This is a genomic window from Cryobacterium sp. CG_9.6 (genome assembly GCF_029893365.1).
Classification (GTDB): Bacteria; Actinomycetota; Actinomycetes; order Actinomycetales; family Microbacteriaceae; genus Cryobacterium.
Genome location: NZ_JARXUZ010000001.1, coordinates 830,986 through 848,549 on the forward strand (window position 1 = coordinate 830,986; position 17,564 = coordinate 848,549).

Sequence of the window (17,564 nt, forward strand, 5' to 3'; positions counted from 1 at the left end):
GATTCTATGACGGTATCGATGCTCCTGGAGCGACCCAGCACTTCACTGCGTGACGGCCTAGAATTGCCACTGATGACTTCAGACACGCCCGCGGGACCTGATCTGGCCGAAACGCCCGACGTGGCTCGCGAAAAGAACCGGAACCTGTTCGAAGAGCAGGCACTTCCCTTTATTGACCAGCTGTACGCGGCGGCCATGCGCATGACGCGCAACCCGTCCGACGCGCAGGATTTGGTGCAGGAAACGTTTGTGAAAGCGTTTGCGGCGTTTGCACAGTACGAGCAGGGCACCAATCTGAAGGCCTGGCTGTATCGCATTCTGACGAACACCTTCATCAATATTTATCGCAAGAAGCAGCGCGAGCCCTATCAGGGCACGATCGACGAGCTGGAAGACTGGCAGATGGGCGGCGCCGAGTCGACCACGGCAATGTCGGGGCGCTCGGCCGAGGCTGAGGCCATCGACCACCTGCCCGACAGTGCGGTGAAGGACGCCCTGCAGTCCATCCCCGAGGACTTCAGGCTGGCCGTGTATTTTGCCGACGTCGAAGGCTTCTCCTATCAGGAGATCGCCGAAATTATGAAAACACCTATTGGCACCGTGATGAGCCGTCTGCACCGTGGCCGGCGACTTCTTCGCGAACTGCTGGCCGAATACGCGAATGACCGCGGCCTCGGGTCAGCCCAGAAGAATTCAGGGAGCACAAAATAATGTCTGATTGTGGATGCGACAAGGCCAAGGCCGAACTCGAAGAGTACCTGCACAACGAACTCCGTAAGGAGGAGGCGGCAGATATTCGGGAGCACCTCGAGACCTGCACCGATTGCAGCAGCGAGCACCTGGTGGGTCTCACGCTCACCGACGCCGTGCAGCGCGCCTGCAAGGAGAGCACACCGGAAGACCTGCGCGATCAGGTGCTGATGCGACTGCGTTCGATCCAGTCCACGCACTAGCGGCGACGGCTGGGCGGCGCGGTCCGTTCCCGGCACACAACAAGGCCCCCACCCGAAACCGTCGTTTCGGGTGGGGGCCTTGGTGTTGGCGTTCCCGGCGTTACAGGGTCAGTGCGGCGCGGAGAAGTTCGGCCTGCTCCACGGCGTGACGCTTAGCCGAACCGGCAGCGGGTGAAGCTGATGCCGGACGCGAGAACAGGTGAATCGGGCGCGGGCCCAGCTTGTTGGTCTCCAGGCAGAAGAACGGCCAGGCGCCCTGGTTCTCGGGCTCGTCCTGCACCCAAGCCAGCTCAGCCGTGGGGTACTCGTTGGCCGCATGCTTGAGTTCGGCGGCGGGCAGCGGGTAGTACTGCTCGACGCGAACCAGCGCGATCTCCGGATTCGGCTTCTTTTCCAGCTCGTTGAGCAGGTCGTAATAGATCTTGCCCGCCAGGAACAGAACGCGCTTGACGGCGCTCTTGTCCGTGATGCGCGCATCGTCGATGACCGGCTGGAACTTGCCACTGGTGAGCTCGGCAACCGAACTTGTTGCTCCGCGCAAACGCAGCATCGACTTCGGGGTGAAGACGATCAGCGGACGCCGCGGGCGCATGTATGCCTGACGACGCAGCAGGTGGAAGTACGACGCGGGCGTGGACGGCCGGGCAACGGTCATGTTGTTCTCGGCACAGAGCTGCAGGAACCGTTCAATCCTCGCGGAGGAGTGGTCGGGTCCCTGACCCTCGTAGCCGTGCGGAAGCAGCAGAACAACGGAGGAGCGCTGTCCCCACTTCTGCTCGGCCGACGACACGAACTGGTCGATGATCGTCTGGGCGCCATTGGCGAAGTCACCGAATTGTGCCTCCCACAGAACAAGCGCGTCGGCCCGTTCCACGGAGTAGCCGTATTCGAAGCCCATGGCCGCGTACTCGCTCAGCAGCGAGTCGTAGATCCAGAACGGTGCCTGCTTGTCGGTGAGGTTGGCGAGCGGCAGCCATTCCTGGCCGTTGACCCGGTCATGCAGCACGGCGTGGCGCTGAACAAAGGTGCCACGGCGGGCGTCCTGACCGGCAAAGCGCACCGGTGTGCCCTCGAGCAGGAGCGAACCGAGGGCGAGCAGCTCGCCGAAGCTCCAGTCGATGTTGCCGTTGCGGCTCATGTCGAGGCGCTTCTGCAGCAGCTGCTGCAGTTTGTTGTGCACGGTGAACCCGGCCGGCTTGTTGTTGAACGAGTCACCGATCAGATGAATCACGGACTCGGCAACACCCGTCGTGGCTGGCTCTCCCGCAGCGGATTCCTCGTCGAGCGCACGCTTCTCAGCGTGAGCCTTCGCGGCGATCTCGGGGGTGATGATGGGGATCGACGCTGTCTGAGCGGCGTGGGTCTCCATGAAGGCGCGCTCGAGGCGGTCTTGGAAGTCGCGGTGGGCGCCTTCGTACTCCTCCTCGGTGATATCGCCACGACCCACGAGGGCCTCGGTGTAGAGCTTCCGAACCGAACGCTTGGCTTCGATCAGGTTGTACATCAGCGGTTGGGTCATCGAGGGGTCGTCACCCTCGTTGTGCCCGCGGCGGCGGTAGCAGATGAGGTCAACCACCACGTCGCGGTGGAACTCCTGCCGATACGCAAACGCCACCTCGGCGGCGCGCACCACGGCTTCGGGGTCGTCACCATTCACGTGCAGCACGGGTGCCTGGATGGTCTTGGCCACATCCGTTGAGTACACCGAGGTGCGGGCATCCACTGGCGTTGTGGTGAAGCCGAGCTGGTTGTTCACCACGATGTGGATGGTTCCACCGGTGCGATAACCCCGAAGCTGCGACATTTGCAGCGTCTCGAGCACCACGCCCTGACCGGCCATGGCCGCGTCACCGTGAATAAGGATGGGCAGGGTGGAAAATGATCCGATCGGCTTGCGGTCCTGCTTGGCGCGCACGATGCCCTCGAGCACGCCGTCGCCGGCTTCCAGGTGGCTGGGGTTGGCGGCGAGCGACACGGGAATTTCGGCACCGTTGTCGCCGCGGAACGTTCCCGAGGTACCCAGGTGGTACTTCACGTCGCCGGAGCCGTGCACATTGCGTGGATCCTGCGTTCCTTCGAACTCGCGGAAGATCTCGCCGTAGGTCTTACCGGCAATGTTCGTGAGTACGTTCAGGCGGCCGCGATGTGCCATCCCGATGGCGACCTCGTCGAGGCCCTGCTCGGCCGAGGCCTGCAGGATCGAGTCGAGGAGTGGGATTGTGCACTCGCCGCCCTCGAGGCTGAAGCGCTTCTGGCCCACGTACTTGGTCTGCAGGAAGGTCTCAAAGGCCTCGGCCTCATTGAGCTTGCCGAGAATACGCATCTGCTCCACATGGGAGGGCTTGACGTAGGTCTTCTCGATTTTGTCCTGAACCCATTTGCGCTGGGCCGGATCCTGAATGTGCATGTACTCGATGCCCGTGGTGCGACAGTACGAGTCACGCAGCACGCCAAGGATGTCGCGCAGCAGCATGAGGCGCTTCTCGCCGAATCCGCCGGTGACGAAGGAACGGTCGAGGTCCCAGAAGGTGAGGCCGTGCGTGGCGATGTCGAGGTCGGGGTGCGAACGCTGCTTGTATTCGAGCGGGTCGATGTCGGCCATGAGATGACCGCGCACCCGGAACGAGTTGATGAGCTCCTGCACGCGGGCAGTCTTGTCAACGGCGCTGGCGAGGTCGACGCTGATGTCGGGTGCCCAGTGGATGGGCTCGTACGGAATGCGCAGGGCGGAGAAGATGTCCTCGTAGAAGTTGTGCTGGCCGATGAGAAGCTCGTGCACGATCTTGAGGAATTCACCGGAACCGGCACCCTGAATGACGCGGTGGTCATAGGTGCTGGTGAGGGTGATGGTCTTGGAGATGGCCAGGCTGGTGAGCGTCTTGACGCTCGCCCCCTGAAACTCTGCCGGGTAATCGAGGGCGCCGGCGCCGATGATGCAGCCCTGCCCCTTCATGAGGCGCGGCACGGAGTGCACAGTGCCGATGCCACCCGGGTTGGTGAGGGACAGCGTGGCGCCGGCGAAGTCATCCGCTGTGAGCTTGTTCTGGCGAGCCTTGGCGACAAGTTCCTCGTAGGAGACGAGGAATTCACCAAAGGTCATCGTGTCGGCGCGCTTGATGGTGGGAACGAGCAGCGCACGAGTGCCATCGGGCTTGGGCATGTCGATGGCGAGGCCCATGCCTACGTGGGCAGGGGCGACGACCGAGGGCTTGCCGTTGACCTCGTCGTAGTACACGTTCTGGCTCGGGAACATCTTGAGCGCACGGATGAGTGCCCAGCCGATGAGGTGCGTGAAAGACACCTTGCCACCGCGAGCACGCTTCATGTGGTTGTTGATCACGATGCGGTTGTCGATGAGGAGCTTGGCGGGGATGGTGCGCACGCTCGTTGCCGTGGGCACGGTGAGGCTGGCCATCATGTTGGTGGCGAGAGCCTTGCTCATGCCGCGGAGCGGGGTGATGGTGTCGTCGGCAATGGGCGCAGCGGCATCCGCTACAACCTTCAGGGGGCTCGTGACCGGCGCGTCAGCGGGAACCGGAACCGGCGTAGCGGCGCGGGATGTGGTGCGCGCGGTGGGCTGGTTGGCTGCCGGGGTGGCGACGGGGGCCGGTGCGACGGGGGCCTGGGCGACGGGGGCGGTAACCGGGGCGGCCACGGGAGGAGCGGCAGGCGGTTGCGGTGCGGCACTGGTTTCAGCATCGGCCGGTGCGGTTGCGGTCTGGTGGTAGCTCTCCAGCACGGGCCACCAGGACTCATCTACCGAGTCCTTGTCCACGAGGTACCGTTCATATAGCTCGTCTACGAGCCACTCGTTCGCTCCGAATTCGCCCGACGTCTTTTCGTCAGAAGCTCCACCGGTTACCTGGCTTGACACCGTCCGATCGCCTACTCTCCGCGTTGATTTTGGATGTCCCTGGCGAGGACACTCGCCGGGTCGGTCTGCGCGTCAAGCCTAATCCCATATTCGGCGGCTGCGGTCACCCTCGGCACCGGCTAGCGTTCTGGTATGCGGTTCTATGGAACGACCCCCACCAGCGACCTGACGTACTCCGATGTTTTTCTCGTGCCGGGACAGTCGGCCGTGACCAGTCGCATGGATGTGTCGCTGGCTCCGGGCGATGGCACGGGAGCCACGCTCCCCATCGTGTCGTCGAACATGAATTCGGTCACCGGTCCGCGGTTGGCCGCCACGCTCGCCCGACGCGGTGGACTTGGTGTTCTGCCCCAGGACATGCACCTGCAGGATCTTGATGCGGCAATTCGTTGGGTGAAGGCACAGTCCGTGCGCTTTGACACACCTTTTGTGTTCGGGCCCGACGATACCGTCGAGACGGCGCTCCGTCAGGTTCCGCCGGTTGATGGCCAGGGGCTCGTCATTCATAGCGCCACGGGCGACTACCTGGGCTGCATCGTGGCGTCCCGGCTGCGCACCGCGTTGGATGACGCCCGTCTCGGCGATCTGCTGCACGGTTCCATGGCCTCACTCGATGCCGACGACGTGGACGGACCGCGCCGTGCCTTTGACCTCATGACCGAGGCCGACCTCGATTTCGCTCCGGTTTTGCACCACGGTGCCGTGGTGGGAACGCTCAGCCGCAAGAGTGCGTTGCGCTCCACTCTCTACAGCCCGGCGGTCGACTCCGCGGGACGACTCAGGGTTGCCGCGGCGATCGGCATTAACGGGGATGTCGCAGCCAAGGCCAAAGCCCTCGCCGCCGCGGGAGTGGACGTGCTCGTCATTGACACCGCCCACGGCCATCAGGACGGCATGATGCGTGCCGTCACGATTGTGGCCGATCTGAACCTGGGTCTGCCCATCGTGGCGGGCAACGTGGTGACCGCGGAGGCCGTGCAGCATCTCGTCACCGCCGGCGCCACCATCGTGAAGGTGGGTGTGGGGCCCGGCGCCATGTGTACGACGCGCATGATGACCGCGGTTGGTCGACCCCAGTTCTCGGCCGTGCTCGAAACGGCCGCGGCAGCCACCGACCTCGGCGCACACGTGTGGGCCGATGGCGGCGTGCGTTACCCCCGCGACGTGGCGCTGGCGCTGGCCGCGGGCGCGGCATCCGTCATGATCGGCTCGTGGTTCGCCGGCACCACCGAGGCGCCCGGGACGCTCAACACGGATGCCGCCGGCCAGCTCTACAAGGAAAGCTGGGGAATGGCGTCAACCAAGGCGGTGCAGAGCCGCTTTGATCGACTGGACGCCTACGAGCTCGCGCGCAAGACGCTCTTTGCGGAGGGGATCTCCAGTTCAAAGATTTACCTTGACCCGCTGCGGCCCTCGGTCGAAGACCTGCTGGACATGATCACGGCTGGCCTCCGCAGCTCGTTCACCTACGCCGGCGCCACCTCGGTGCGTGATTTTCACGCCAAGGCGCGGGTGGGGCTGCAGTCGGCAGCCGGGTATGACGAGGGGAAGGCGCTCCCGGTCTCCTGGTAGCCATATCGGCTATAGTAGGAGGAATAATGGACGACCCCCCAGCCTCATCAAAACCCACCCATAAACCCTCGCCCGTGAGTGATGGTGGTGGCCATGTTTGAGTGGATAATGCTCGGGTTTGGTCTGCTTCTCACCGTCGGCACGGGCATCTTCGTGGCGAGTGAGTTCGCGCTCGTCAATCTGGATCGGTCCGAGCTTGAGGCGCGCCGCGACCGCGGTGAAACCCGACTGACGCTCACCATCGCAGCGCTGAAGATCACCTCCACGCACCTCTCGAGCGCGCAGCTGGGCATCACCCTCACCACGCTGCTCACTGGTTATACGATGCAGCCCGCCCTCACCACACTGCTGACCGAACCGCTCACGGCTGTGGGACTTCCCGCGGCAACCGTGCCGGCGATTGCCACGACCGCGGCGATTGTGGTGGCCACCCTGCTCTCGATGATCATTGGTGAGCTGGTACCCAAGAACTTCGCTCTCGCCCTGCCCATTCAGACCGCGAAGCTGGTGGTGCCGGTGCAAACCCTGTTCACCACGGTGTTCAAGCCCGCCGTGCTCGTTCTGAACGGCAGCGCAAATGGGCTGCTGCGCGCCGTGGGTGTCGAACCGAAGGAAGAGCTCTCGGGTGCGCGGTCCGCCGAGGAGCTTTCCTCCCTCGTGCGGCGCTCCGCCCAGGCTGGGATGCTGGAGAGCGACACCGCCACGCTGCTGCACCGCACGCTGCTGTTCTCTGGCCACACGGCCTCGGACGTGATGACTCCGCGCCCTCGCGTTGCGGTGATCTCGCGCACGGCATCCGCTCAGGATGTTATTGAGCTCACGCGGCAGACGGGGTACTCGCGCTTTCCGGTGATTGATGAAAGCGCCGATGATGTGGTGGGAATTGTGCACGTGAAGCAGGCTGTGGCCGTTCCGAGGCAGCGTCGCAGCAATGTTCCGGTGTCTGCGCTGCAGACCGAAGCCGTGCGCGTTCCGGAGACCATGAAACTCGACGGATTGCTCGGTGAACTGCGCGGTCGTGGCTACCAGATGGCCATCGTCGTGGATGAGTATGGCGGAACAGCCGGCGTGGCCACCCTGGAGGATCTCGTGGAGGAGATTGTGGGGGAGGTCGCCGATGAGCACGATCGCACGCGCGCGGGCGTGGTGCGGTCAAAGGACTCGATGACATTCCCGGGCATGCTGCGCCCCGACGAACTGCTGGAACGCGCAGGTCTGGCTATTCCCGACGAGGGTCCCTACGAGACCGTGGCTGGATTTGTGATGAGCGTACTCGGACGTCTCCCGGTGGTGGGCGACACCGTCGCCATCGAGGGTGGGGAACTCAAGGTTGAGCGGCTGGATGGGCGTCGGATTGACCGGCTGCGCTTCACACCCGTTCTGGTGCCCGAGCCCGAACCGGAACCGGCCCGAGAAGCCAAGAAGAACGACAAGAAGAGCGAGGTGAAGAAGTCATGAGTGATTGGGCGGGAATTGCCTGGCTTGTGGTGTTGCTTGTTGCCAACGCCTTCTTCGTGGGCGCCGAATTCGCGGTCATCTCGGCGCGTCGGTCCCAGATCGAACCGCTCGCCGAAGCGGGAAAACGCAGTGCTAAAACGGCACTGTGGGCGATGGAGCACGCCACCCTCATGCTGGCCACCACCCAGCTGGGTATCACCGTGTGCTCGCTACTGATCCTGAACGTGTCGGAGCCGGCCATTCACCATCTGCTTGAGATTCCCCTCGGATTCACGGGGCTGTCTCCGGAGGTCATCAGTACCCTCGCGTTCCTGGTGGCGCTCGTGGTTGTGTCCTACCTCCACGTGGTGTTCGGCGAGATGGTGCCGAAGAACCTGTCCTTCTCCGTGCCCGACCGGGCCGTGCTGATTCTGGCGCCCCCGCTCGTGTTCATCGGTCGCATTTTTTCTCCGGTGATCGTGGCGCTGAATGCCACGGCCAATGCGGTGCTGCGTCTGTTCGGAGTGCAACCGAAGAATGAGGCGACCAGCACGTACACGCTCGATGAGGTCGCGACCATCATCACGCAGTCCACGAAGGAGGGCGTGCTCTTCGATGGCACCGGTGCGCTCACCGCCACGTTCGAATTCACCACGCGTAAGGTGAGCGACGTGGCCGTGCCGATCGTCGACATCATCAGCCTGCCCGAATCGGCCACGCCGGCGAACGTGGAGAAGGCGGTCACCCGCCACGGATTCTCGCGCTACGTTCTGGTCGACGAGGCCGGCGAGCCCACCGGTTACGTGCACCTGAAGGATGTGCTCGATATTGAGTCGGCCGAGTACAAGAATCAGATACCCGGTAAGCGCATCCGCCAACTCGCGTCGATTTTCGAAGACACGGACCTAGAGGACGCCCTCGCCACCATGCGTCGTTCCGGTGCGCATCTGGCTCGCTCGTTTACCGAGCTCGGCGAAACCACCGGCATCCTCTTTCTCGAAGACATCATCGAGGAACTCGTGGGTGAGGTTCAGGACGCCACGCGCCGCCAGTGACGCTCCGTGCTGCTGTGCACGCACCGCGCACAAACCACCTATCGTGGGGTCATGGCGAAACCCCGAGGTTGGCTGGAATGGAATGCCGATCAGGCGAGCGACTGGATCCGCGTTCCGGGCCCGGCGGACGATAAATATACCCGAGGCGTGCTCGGCATTCTCACGGGATCAAAGAACTATCCGGGAGCGGCAGTGCTCGGTGCCGAGGCCGCTGTGCGCACGGGGGTCGGCATGGTGCGCTACCTCGGTCCGCAGCGGGCCACGTCCCTGGTGCTGCAGCGTCGACCGGAGGTGGTGACCGTAGCCGGGCGCGTGCAGGCCTGGCTGCTCGGCTCGGGAATCGACGCAGCCAGTCGCGGTGAGAAAACTACGCGCGCCCTCGAGGCCGCGCTCGCCGAGGGACTCCCCACGGTGGTGGATGCCGGAGCGCTTGACCTCGTGACGGACGCTACCGATGCTGTGCGACCGATCGTGATCACCCCCCATTACCGGGAGCTGGCGACCCTGCTGAATGCGCGGCGCGGCACGGTGAAATCGGTGAGCGCAGCGCAGATTGCGGCCGCTCCCGGCGAGTGGGCCATCCGGAGCGCGCGCAGCCTCAACGTCACGGTGCTGCTCAAGGGCAGCGTGACGCGCATCGCCTCCCCGTCGGGAGCCCGGTTGACGGTGTCGAACGCCCCCGCCTGGCTGGCGACGGCCGGTTCCGGCGACGTGCTCGGGGGCATCCTCGGGGCACTTGTGGCCACTCATACCGAACATATTGCAGCGGATGCCGATGCTCTCGTTTCTCTCGCTGCCACGGCCGCGCTCGTGCACGCTCGCGCTGCCGAACTGGCCGCAGCGGGGGGACCGCTTGCGGCGCTCGACGTGGCCGAGGCGGTTCCCACCGTCATTCGCGCACTGCTCGCTGTGCCCACGGAGGGCAAGCACTAGGCCGTTTCTGCGGGCCAGCGCCGGGTGTCAGTGCTCGGGGTACAGTGATCACGTGACACGACCCCTGCCGCATCGAGCTGTGCCGCAGCAACTGGTTCTGCACGGACCGATTCTGCACATACCGATTGTGCTCTGGGGCGCGTTCGTTCTTGTGCACCTCGTCATTGTGTGGCTGGCGCTCTTCGGGCCCGGCAACGCCCTCGGTGATATTGCGGTCGTCTATCGCGGGTGGGCTGAGGGGTTGCGCACCGGAACCATCATGGGAATCACGACGCCGTTCGTTTATCCGGTGCTCGCCATGGTTCCCATCGGCACCGCGCTGATACTCGGTGATGCCCTCTACCTCTACACGTGGTTCCTGCTCGTGACCGTGCTGGATGCCCTCGCCTTCTTCGTGCTTGTGCGCAGGCTGCGACCGCACCGGGTGGTCGCCGCCTGGTGGTGGCTCGGGTTTCAGCTGCTGCTTGGCCCGGTTGCCCTGGCCCGTATCGACTCCATCACCGTGCCCGTGGCCATCATCGGCCTCCTCTGGCTTGGTTCCCGACCGTTCTGGGGAACCACGCTGCTCGTGCTCGCCACGTGGGTGAAGATCTGGCCGGCCGCCGCGCTCGCGGCCCTGTTCGTGGTGTGGCCCCAACGCTGGCGGATGCTGCTGCTCGCCGCCGGCATCAGCGTCGCCATTGTGGGCCTCGCGGTCGTGCTGGGGAGTGGCGCCAACGTGCTCAGCTTCGTGACCGCGCAGACCTCCCGGGGTATTCAGATCGAAGCCCCGGTGGCTGGAATCTGGATGTGGCTCACCGCACTGCGGGTGCCCGGCAGTTCCCTGTATTACGACACGGAGATTCTCACGTTTCAGGTGGCTGGACCCGGTGTGGCGGTGGTCAGTGCGTTCATGACCCCGCTGATGGCCGTGATGGCTGCGGTCGTTCTGCTGCTCGGCGTGCGTGCCACGCGGTCCGGCGCGGCCTTCGTTACGGTGTTCTCACCGCTGGTTCTGGCCCTCACCACAACGCTCATCGCCTTCAACAAGGTGGGGTCGCCGCAATTCATCTCCTGGCTGGCGGCGCCCGTGATTCTCGGGCTCGTGTGGCACGGTGCCGGCTGGCGCACACCGGCCGTGCTCGCGCTGATGCTGGCGGCACTCACGCAGATCATCTATCCCTACCTCTATGACGGGATGCTGGTCGCCGATCCGGCACTCGTGCTCGTGCTGAGTGTGCGGAACCTGCTCGAATTTGTGCTGCTCGGGTGGGCGGTACGCGAGTTGTGGTCGTACGATCGCAGGAGCGAAGCATCACCCGGCTCACGGGTGTCCGCGAACGGCTAAGGAGTTCTCATGCTGGTTGCATTCTCGGTTGCCCCGTCCGGAGCCCAGGACGACGACGGTTCCGTGCACAACGCGGTTGCTGCCGCCGTCAAGGTCGTGCGCGACTCCGGGCTGCCGAATCACACCGATTCCATGTTCACGACCATCGAGGGTAGCTGGGACGAGGTTTTTGCCGTCGTGAAAGCTGCGACCGAGGCGGTGGGCGCCTTCGGGCCGCGCGTGTCCCTCGTGCTGAAGGCGGACATCCGCCCGGGCCACACCGGTGAGCTCACGGGCAAGGTGGAGCGCCTCGAGGCCGCCCTGACCGCCTCCGGCGAGTAGCGGCGGGGTCCCGCTGGTTGAGCGCGAGCTTGCGAGCAGTCGAAACCTGGTGAGGTGATGTGCGGTGTCTCGAGACGCGCGCGAAGTGCGTGCGCGCTCCTCGACCAGCGAGGCCGCGCGTCGTGGGCTCCGAGCGTGGTCGCCACCAATATCGGGGGTCGCGACGGTAACGGGCGTAGCGGTCACCGATTTGGGGCGCGGCCATCTGCCATGTCGGGCGCGCCCACCGAAAACGGGCGCGCCCACCCTCTCGCTGGTTGAGCGCGAGCTTGCGAGTAGTCGAAACCTGGTGAGCCGTGCGGGGTCTCGAGACGCCGGCGAAAAGCGTGCCGGCTCCTCGACCAGCGAGGAGGGGCGAGTCTCGCTGGTTGAGCGCGAGCTTGCGAGTAGTCGAAACCTGGTGAGCCGTGCGGGGTCTCGAGACGCGCGCGAAGGGCGTGCGCGCTCCTCGACCAGCGAGGAGGGGCGAGTCTCGCTGGTTGAGCGCGAGCTTGCGAGCAGTCGAAACCTAGTGAGCCGTGCGGGGTCTCGAGACGCCGGCGAAAAGCGTGCCGGCTCCTCGACCAGCGAGGAGGGCGAGGCGGAAGGGTCAGTCGAAGTTGAGACTGAGCTTGCGGAGCAGCGTGGAGAGACGGTCCTGCTCGTTCGCAGACAGGGTGCGAAGCAGCTCGGCTTCGGCGTCGACGAGTCGGGTGATGGCGGCATCCACTCGGGTGAGGCCCGCCGAGGTCATCCCTACCAGGATGCCGCGACCGTCATGCGGATCGGTGTGACGGGTGACAAGACCACGATCGACCAAACCATTGATGCGATTGGTCATGGTGCCACTGGAAACGAGGGTCTGCTGCAGCAGTGATTTGGGGCTGAGCTCGTAGGGTGTGCCCGCTCTGCGGAGGGCAGAGAGAACATCGAATTCCCACGATTGCAGTTCTGACCGGGAGAAAGCCGTGCGGCGAGCCCGGTCGAGATGCTTGGCCAACCGGGCGACCCGAGACAGAACCTGCAGGGGAGCGAAGTCCAGATCCGGACGTTCGCGTAGCCAGGAATCTACGATTCGGTCGACTTCATCATGGCCAGGCATTGCTCCATTATCCCGGGTGTGAGGGTGGGGGAGCGTGCAGCCCCTGAAATCTGGCACACTTGAGGATGTCGTCAACCCTCGGTTGGCGCATTCCGCCGTGGTGTAATGGCAGCACGACAGCCTTTGGAGCTGTTAGGTCTAGGTTCGAGTCCTGGCGGCGGAGCAGTCTTTTCCCATATGTAAACATGCAGAGGACACCCTGTGACAGACACCCACCTCGCAATCATCGTGCTCGCCGCCGGTCAAGGCACGCGAATGAAGTCCAGCCTTCCCAAGCTGCTGCACCCGCTTGCCGGGCTTCCGATCGTGAGCCACGTGCTCGCGACGGCGCGCTCGCTCGATGCGGCCCACGTCGTGACCGTCGTGCGCCACGAACGCGATCGCCTCGCTGCGGTCGTGGCCGAGGAGCTGCCGGAAAGCCTCATCGTTGACCAGGACGAGATACCGGGAACCGGCCGTGCGGTTGAGCAGGCCGTGGCCGCGCTCCCGGCGGACTTCGCCGGCGACGTTCTCATCATCAACGGTGACGTGCCCCTGTTGGACGCGGCCACACTCACCGCATTCATCAACGCGCATCGGTCCAGCGCCGCCGCGGGAACAGTGCTCTCCGCTTTTCCGGATGATGCCACCGGCTACGGCCGCATCATCCGCTCCGAGCAGGGCGTCTTCGACCGCATCGTGGAGCAGAAGGACGCCAGCGCCACCGAGCGCGCTGTTGAGGAGATCAACGCCGGCGTGTACCTGTTCGGCCTCGGGATGCTGCGCGAGCAGCTCGCCCAGCTGACCACCGAGAACGTGCAGGGTGAGAAGTACATCACCGACGTGATCGGTCTGCTGCGACGCGCCGGTGCCGATGTTGCCGCCGTCCCCGTTGAGGAAGCCTGGCTCGTGGCCGGCATCAACGACCGTGCTCAGCTCAGCGATGCGGCCGTGACGCTCAACCAACTGATCGTGCGCGGCTGGCAACTGGCCGGCGTCACCATTCAGGACCCGGCTACCACCTGGATCGATCTCAAGGCCACCCTCGCGCCCGACGTCACCATTTTGCCGGGCACCCAAATTCTTGGTGCCACGGTCGTGGAGACCGGCGCGATCATTGGCCCCGACACCACCCTGCGCGACTGCGAGATCGGCGAAAATGCGGTTGTGAAGCGCACCGACGCAACACTCGCCGTGATCGCGGCCAGGGCATCCGTTGGACCGTTCTCGTACCTGCGCCCCGGCACGATACTGGGCGCTGACGGCAAGATCGGTGGCTTCGTGGAAACGAAGAATGCCACCATCGGTGCCGGCAGCAAGGTGCCACACCTCAGCTACGTGGGTGACGCCGTGGTGGGTGAGGGATCGAACATCGGAGCGGGCACCATCTTCGCTAATTACGACGGTGTGGCCAAGCATCACTCCACAATTGGTTCGCACGTGCGAACCGGGTCACACAACGTGTTCGTTGCGCCGATTACAATTGGCGATGGAGCATACACGGGAGCGGGCACGGTCGTACGAAAGAACGTGCCGGCGGGGGCGCTGGCCATTAACGTTGCACCCCAACGGAACATGGACGGTTGGGTACACACCAATCGCCCCGGTACGGCCGCTGATGCGGCTCAGGCCGCAAGTCAGAGTAGTACTGAGAGCGGAGAATAAGTGTCTGAAATCAAGACCAGCGGCGATAAGCGACTTGTATTGGTTTCGGGGCGGGCGCATCCACAGCTCGCCATCGACATCGCTGCGGAGCTTGGCTCGGAGCTCCTGCACACCGACGCACGCACCTTCGCGAACGGTGAACTGTATGCGCGATTTGATGAGAGTGTTCGTGGTTCTGACGCGTTCGTGATTCAGTCGCACACCGCGCCCATCAACGAGTGGCTGATGGAACAGCTCATCATGGTCGACGCCCTCAAGCGCGCCTCGGCCAAGCGCATCACGGTCGTTGCCCCCTTCTACCCCTATGCTCGTCAGGACAAGAAGGGCCGCGGACGGGAGCCGATCTCTGCTCGCCTGGTCGCTGACCTCTTCAAGGTGGCCGGTGCCGACCGCATCATGTCGATCGACCTGCACGCCGCACAGATTCAGGGCTTCTTTGACGGCCCCGTCGACCACCTCTTCGCGATGCCGGTGCTGCTGGAGCACTTCCGTGAGAAGCTCGACCCCGCCACCCTCACCATCGTCTCGCCCGACATGGGCCGCGTTCGCGTGGCCGACATTTGGAGCGACCGCCTCGGAGTGCCGCTGGCCATCATTCACAAGCGTCGCGACCCGCTCGTGCCCAACCGCGTCTCCGTTCACGAGATCGTCGGCCAGGTGGAGGGCCGCGTCTGCCTGCTCGTCGACGACATGATCGACACCGGCCGCACCATTGCCCTCGCGGCCGAGGCACTGCGTGAAGCCGGCGCCATCGGCGTTGTCGTCGCCGCCACGCACGCCGTGTTCAGCGACCCCGCCGTGGACATGCTGCAGAACCCCGCGATCTCGGCCGTTGTCGTTACCGACACGCTTCCGATCCCGGAGGAGAAGCGATTCCCGACCCTGACGATCCTGCCGATTGCCCCGCTGTTGGCGCGCGCGATTCACGAGGTCTTCGACGAGGGTTCCGTCACCTCCATGTTCGACGGCGCCGCATAACCGTTAGTTTCACCACGAAGGCCGGTCATCGATTCGTCGAGGACCGGCCTCTGGTCTGTCGGCGCGTTAGTTGCGGCCGAGCACCTGCACGAGAACGCGACGAATAGCATCCGCCCGCCTCACGAACCCATGCGTGCCCACCGGTTCAACGCCGGTGACGAGCCGCCGAAGGCCGCCGACTCCGAGCGTCAGCGCACTCGCTAGCACCGGTGTGCCCTGGTCATCACACACGACGAAATCCACCGCGTTCGCGTCGTCCCACGCGTCCCACCCGGGGTCATTCGTGAGATCCCGGCGCGCTGTCACCGACAGCCACGCTCCCTCGTGCAGCACCCGCGCCGAGTAGGTGACGCGTGCACCGTCAATCTGCACGCTGCCGTCACACAAGAACAGGCGTGGCCCCCACGGCGGGTAATCGATGGAACCTGCCAGTTCCGGAACCGCTGACTCGCCCGGTAACGGCAGTACAACCGTGAGCATCACACTCAGTCGGGCTCCCTGCACCTCGGCGCTGAGCCGTTCCACGTAGCGGATGCCGGGGGCCGGCTCCGTCATGGCCGTGCACGCGGCATCCGCTGGCACACCCAGGGGTGTCGCCGCAGCGAGACACGCGCGGGCATCGCGATACCCCATGGCGAGCAGCGAATCGGTGCTGATGCGCCCCAGAAAGTATTCGGGGTCCAGCGGGAGCGGATGCCGTGGCTTCACCACGTGCAGAACGAAGCGTCGCCCCGCAGCCGCGGCTGCGGCAAAATCGGCGAGCAGTGCCCCGGTGGCACTCATCTCGATCATGTGCACGTACTGCTCGAGCGGGCCATCGCCGTAATACCCGGTATTTCCGATGCACCAGACCAGCCAGATTTCGTCGGCACCCCGGCGCAGCGCCTCCGACACGTTGGCATCGCGAATCCACACTGCGTCGGTGTACACAATGCCGTCGCGGCGCAGCGGGGTCATGAAAATGGGCAGCGACATGCCGGCAGCGAGAAGCTCGGCATCGATTGCCCCGGCCTCGTAGGCGATTGACTGTTTGTGAGTGAAATCGGCCACGTTGAACGTGCCCTCCGCCGTTGCCGAGCGGATGCGCTCCACGTCGATCCCGAGGTTTGGGAACACCCTGTCGCGAATCCCGTCCGCGTCCCCGAACGCCGGCAGCGCCCACGGTCCCTTCAGATAGTTCAGCACCGGCAGGCCGGACACGAAGTCGCCCACGTTCAGCGCACTCCACCGTCGCACCATCTCGTCGGGGTCCTGCCCCGACAAGAGCATGGCGGTTGTCAGAATTCCACCGCTCGTGCCGTCGATGTGGTCAAAGGTGAGTCCCTCCTCGGTGAGGGCCTTCACCACACCCGTCTGCCAGGCCACGCGCATGCCGCCGCCGGCCAGAACCAGGGAACGCTTCATGAGCTGTCGTTTCTGTCGGGAGTGTGCGCCTGACCCTGCGGGGGCGCGGCTCGGTGGTGTGCCGCCCCTGCGCGGCGGCCTGACGCAGGCGACGCCAGTAGACGAACAGCAGCGCGGCGGTGGCCAGATCGAAGGCCGCCACGAGGAGGGCGATCGTGCCGAACAGCTGCTGGGCCACCCCCAGGCTCACGGCCACCACCGCACCGGCCTTCTGCACACCCGACCAGAGCACCACGTCGCGGTGCGGAACGCGCCGCAGTAGCGACTGCGCCAGCAGAGCACCCACCACGATCATGAACAGGCCCACCGTGCCAAAAAGTTGGGCGGCCAGCGGCGTGGGGTCAGCCCCCAGCAGACGAAGGAGCGCGTTGGGTGCCACAATCTCGGCCACCCCGGTGAGCGCCGTAATCACGGCTAGGGCCACCAGCACGGCCCGCAGCGGATGCCACCGCAGCCAGTCCCGAGCCGTGGCCCACCGCGCGGTCACGAAAACACCGCCGCGAGCTGTCCCTTGTCTACGAGGTATGCCACGATCACGAGCCACATCGCGGTGGAGCCATAGAAACGCAGGTCGTTCAGCCACATCCACCGGCGGAGCAGGGCGCGCAGACCCTCCACGTCGGCGTACTCACCTGCCCGAATCTTCTTGTTGATCGGAATGATGATGCCCTGACCCACATAGGTGAGAAAAATGATTCCCGCCACGCACAGCCAGGCGAACCACACCCGGGAGCTGCCCCACTCCGATACCACTATGACCGCGCCGGCCACGAACATGACGGGCACGACAATCGTGAAGAACCGGGTGGCTGCCAGCGTGGGAATGGCGAAGTGCACGGCCTCCGTTTCGGGCGTGAGGCCGCGCCAGGTGGGGTAGAGAAAGAATTTCAGCACCCACATGGTGCCCATATACATGCTGGCACCGAAGAGAAAATACAGCGCGCTGATGAGCAACGGCCAGCCGGTTACGGTTCCCTCGCTCATG

General features: G+C 64.7%; 15 protein-coding genes and 1 tRNA gene. 11 read left to right on the top strand and 5 right to left on the bottom strand.

All coding sequences use genetic code 11. The features are described from left to right. Positions 1-6 precede the first annotated feature (6 nt). Both H4V99_RS03810 and H4V99_RS03815 read left to right on the top strand, forming a co-directional pair. Positions 7-711 carry a sigma-70 family RNA polymerase sigma factor gene (locus H4V99_RS03810; protein WP_280675678.1) on the top strand — a complete coding sequence of 235 codons (705 nt, stop codon included), beginning with the start codon at positions 7-9 and terminating at the stop codon, positions 709-711. Then, entirely contained in the window at positions 711-953 is a 243-nt protein-coding gene (locus tag H4V99_RS03815; protein ID WP_280675680.1) for a zf-HC2 domain-containing protein, read from the top strand. Before H4V99_RS03810 ends, H4V99_RS03815 begins: the two co-directional genes overlap by 1 nt. Before the next feature lie 100 nt (positions 954-1,053). Here the strand turns inward: H4V99_RS03815 and H4V99_RS03820 are convergent, their stop codons facing one another. Continuing rightward, entirely contained in the window at positions 1,054-4,827 is a 3,774-nt protein-coding gene (locus tag H4V99_RS03820) for a multifunctional oxoglutarate decarboxylase/oxoglutarate dehydrogenase thiamine pyrophosphate-binding subunit/dihydrolipoyllysine-residue succinyltransferase subunit (protein ID WP_280675682.1), read from the bottom strand. 132 nt (positions 4,828-4,959) lie between these two features. Here H4V99_RS03820 and H4V99_RS03825 point away from each other — a divergent pair, with 132 nt between their 5' ends. The 6 genes from H4V99_RS03825 (at position 4,960) to H4V99_RS03850 (ending at position 11,472) form a co-directional block, all read left to right on the top strand. Continuing rightward, a complete protein-coding gene (locus tag H4V99_RS03825) occupies positions 4,960-6,399 on the top strand; it encodes a GuaB1 family IMP dehydrogenase-related protein (RefSeq protein ID WP_280675684.1) in 1,440 nt (479 codons plus the stop codon). A 93-nt stretch (positions 6,400-6,492) separates the two neighbouring features. Beyond that, positions 6,493-7,857 (top strand): hemolysin family protein, encoded by a 1,365-nt coding sequence (locus tag H4V99_RS03830; protein WP_280675686.1) that lies wholly within the window; start codon positions 6,493-6,495, stop codon positions 7,855-7,857. Continuing rightward, positions 7,854-8,891: a hemolysin family protein gene (locus H4V99_RS03835; RefSeq protein ID WP_280675688.1), complete on the top strand. Its 1,038-nt coding sequence runs from the start codon at positions 7,854-7,856 to the stop codon at positions 8,889-8,891. Before H4V99_RS03830 ends, H4V99_RS03835 begins: the two co-directional genes overlap by 4 nt. 51 nt (positions 8,892-8,942) lie before the next feature. Beyond that, entirely contained in the window at positions 8,943-9,824 is an 882-nt protein-coding gene (locus H4V99_RS03840) for an NAD(P)H-hydrate dehydratase (RefSeq protein ID WP_280675690.1), read from the top strand. 52 nt (positions 9,825-9,876) lie between these two features. Beyond that, positions 9,877-11,151: a hypothetical protein gene (locus H4V99_RS03845; RefSeq protein WP_280675692.1), complete on the top strand. Its 1,275-nt coding sequence runs from the start codon at positions 9,877-9,879 to the stop codon at positions 11,149-11,151. A gap of 9 nt (positions 11,152-11,160) precedes the next feature. Continuing rightward, complete coding sequence (locus tag H4V99_RS03850) at positions 11,161-11,472, top strand: thiamine-binding protein (protein ID WP_280675694.1); 312 nt, start codon at positions 11,161-11,163, stop codon at positions 11,470-11,472. A 589-nt stretch (positions 11,473-12,061) separates the two neighbouring features. Here H4V99_RS03850 and H4V99_RS03855 read toward each other — a convergent pair. After that, complete coding sequence (locus H4V99_RS03855) at positions 12,062-12,553, bottom strand: MarR family transcriptional regulator (RefSeq protein WP_280675696.1); 492 nt, start codon at positions 12,551-12,553, stop codon at positions 12,062-12,064. 91 nt (positions 12,554-12,644) lie between these two features. Between H4V99_RS03855 and H4V99_RS03860 the strand changes: the two genes are divergently transcribed. The 3 genes from H4V99_RS03860 (at position 12,645) to H4V99_RS03870 (ending at position 15,175) form a co-directional block, all read left to right on the top strand. Beyond that, positions 12,645-12,716: transfer RNA gene (locus tag H4V99_RS03860), tRNA-Gln, on the top strand. Positions 12,717-12,754: 38 nt separating this feature from the next. After that, complete coding sequence (gene glmU / locus H4V99_RS03865; RefSeq protein ID WP_280675698.1) at positions 12,755-14,197, top strand: bifunctional UDP-N-acetylglucosamine diphosphorylase/glucosamine-1-phosphate N-acetyltransferase GlmU; 1,443 nt, start codon at positions 12,755-12,757, stop codon at positions 14,195-14,197. Then, entirely contained in the window at positions 14,198-15,175 is a 978-nt protein-coding gene (locus tag H4V99_RS03870) for a ribose-phosphate diphosphokinase (RefSeq protein ID WP_280675700.1), read from the top strand. 66 nt (positions 15,176-15,241) lie between these two features. On the opposite strand, the gene H4V99_RS03875 is transcribed toward H4V99_RS03870, so the two are convergent. The 3 genes from H4V99_RS03875 to H4V99_RS03885 are packed head-to-tail and all read right to left on the bottom strand — an operon-like array spanning position 15,242 to position 17,563. Next, the gene (locus tag H4V99_RS03875; protein WP_280675702.1) at positions 15,242-16,579 is read right to left on the bottom strand and encodes a patatin-like phospholipase family protein; all 1,338 of its coding nucleotides are present in this window, start codon (positions 16,577-16,579) and stop codon (positions 15,242-15,244) included. Next, positions 16,485-17,066 carry a hypothetical protein gene (locus H4V99_RS03880; protein ID WP_280675704.1) on the bottom strand — a complete coding sequence of 194 codons (582 nt, stop codon included), beginning with the start codon at positions 17,064-17,066 and terminating at the stop codon, positions 16,485-16,487. The genes H4V99_RS03875 and H4V99_RS03880 overlap by 95 nt, the downstream gene beginning before the upstream one ends. Further along, a complete protein-coding gene (locus H4V99_RS03885) occupies positions 17,063-17,563 on the bottom strand; it encodes a DUF1772 domain-containing protein (RefSeq protein ID WP_280675706.1) in 501 nt (166 codons plus the stop codon). Before H4V99_RS03885 ends, H4V99_RS03880 begins: the two co-directional genes overlap by 4 nt. Between the last annotated feature and the right edge of the window lies 1 nt (position 17,564).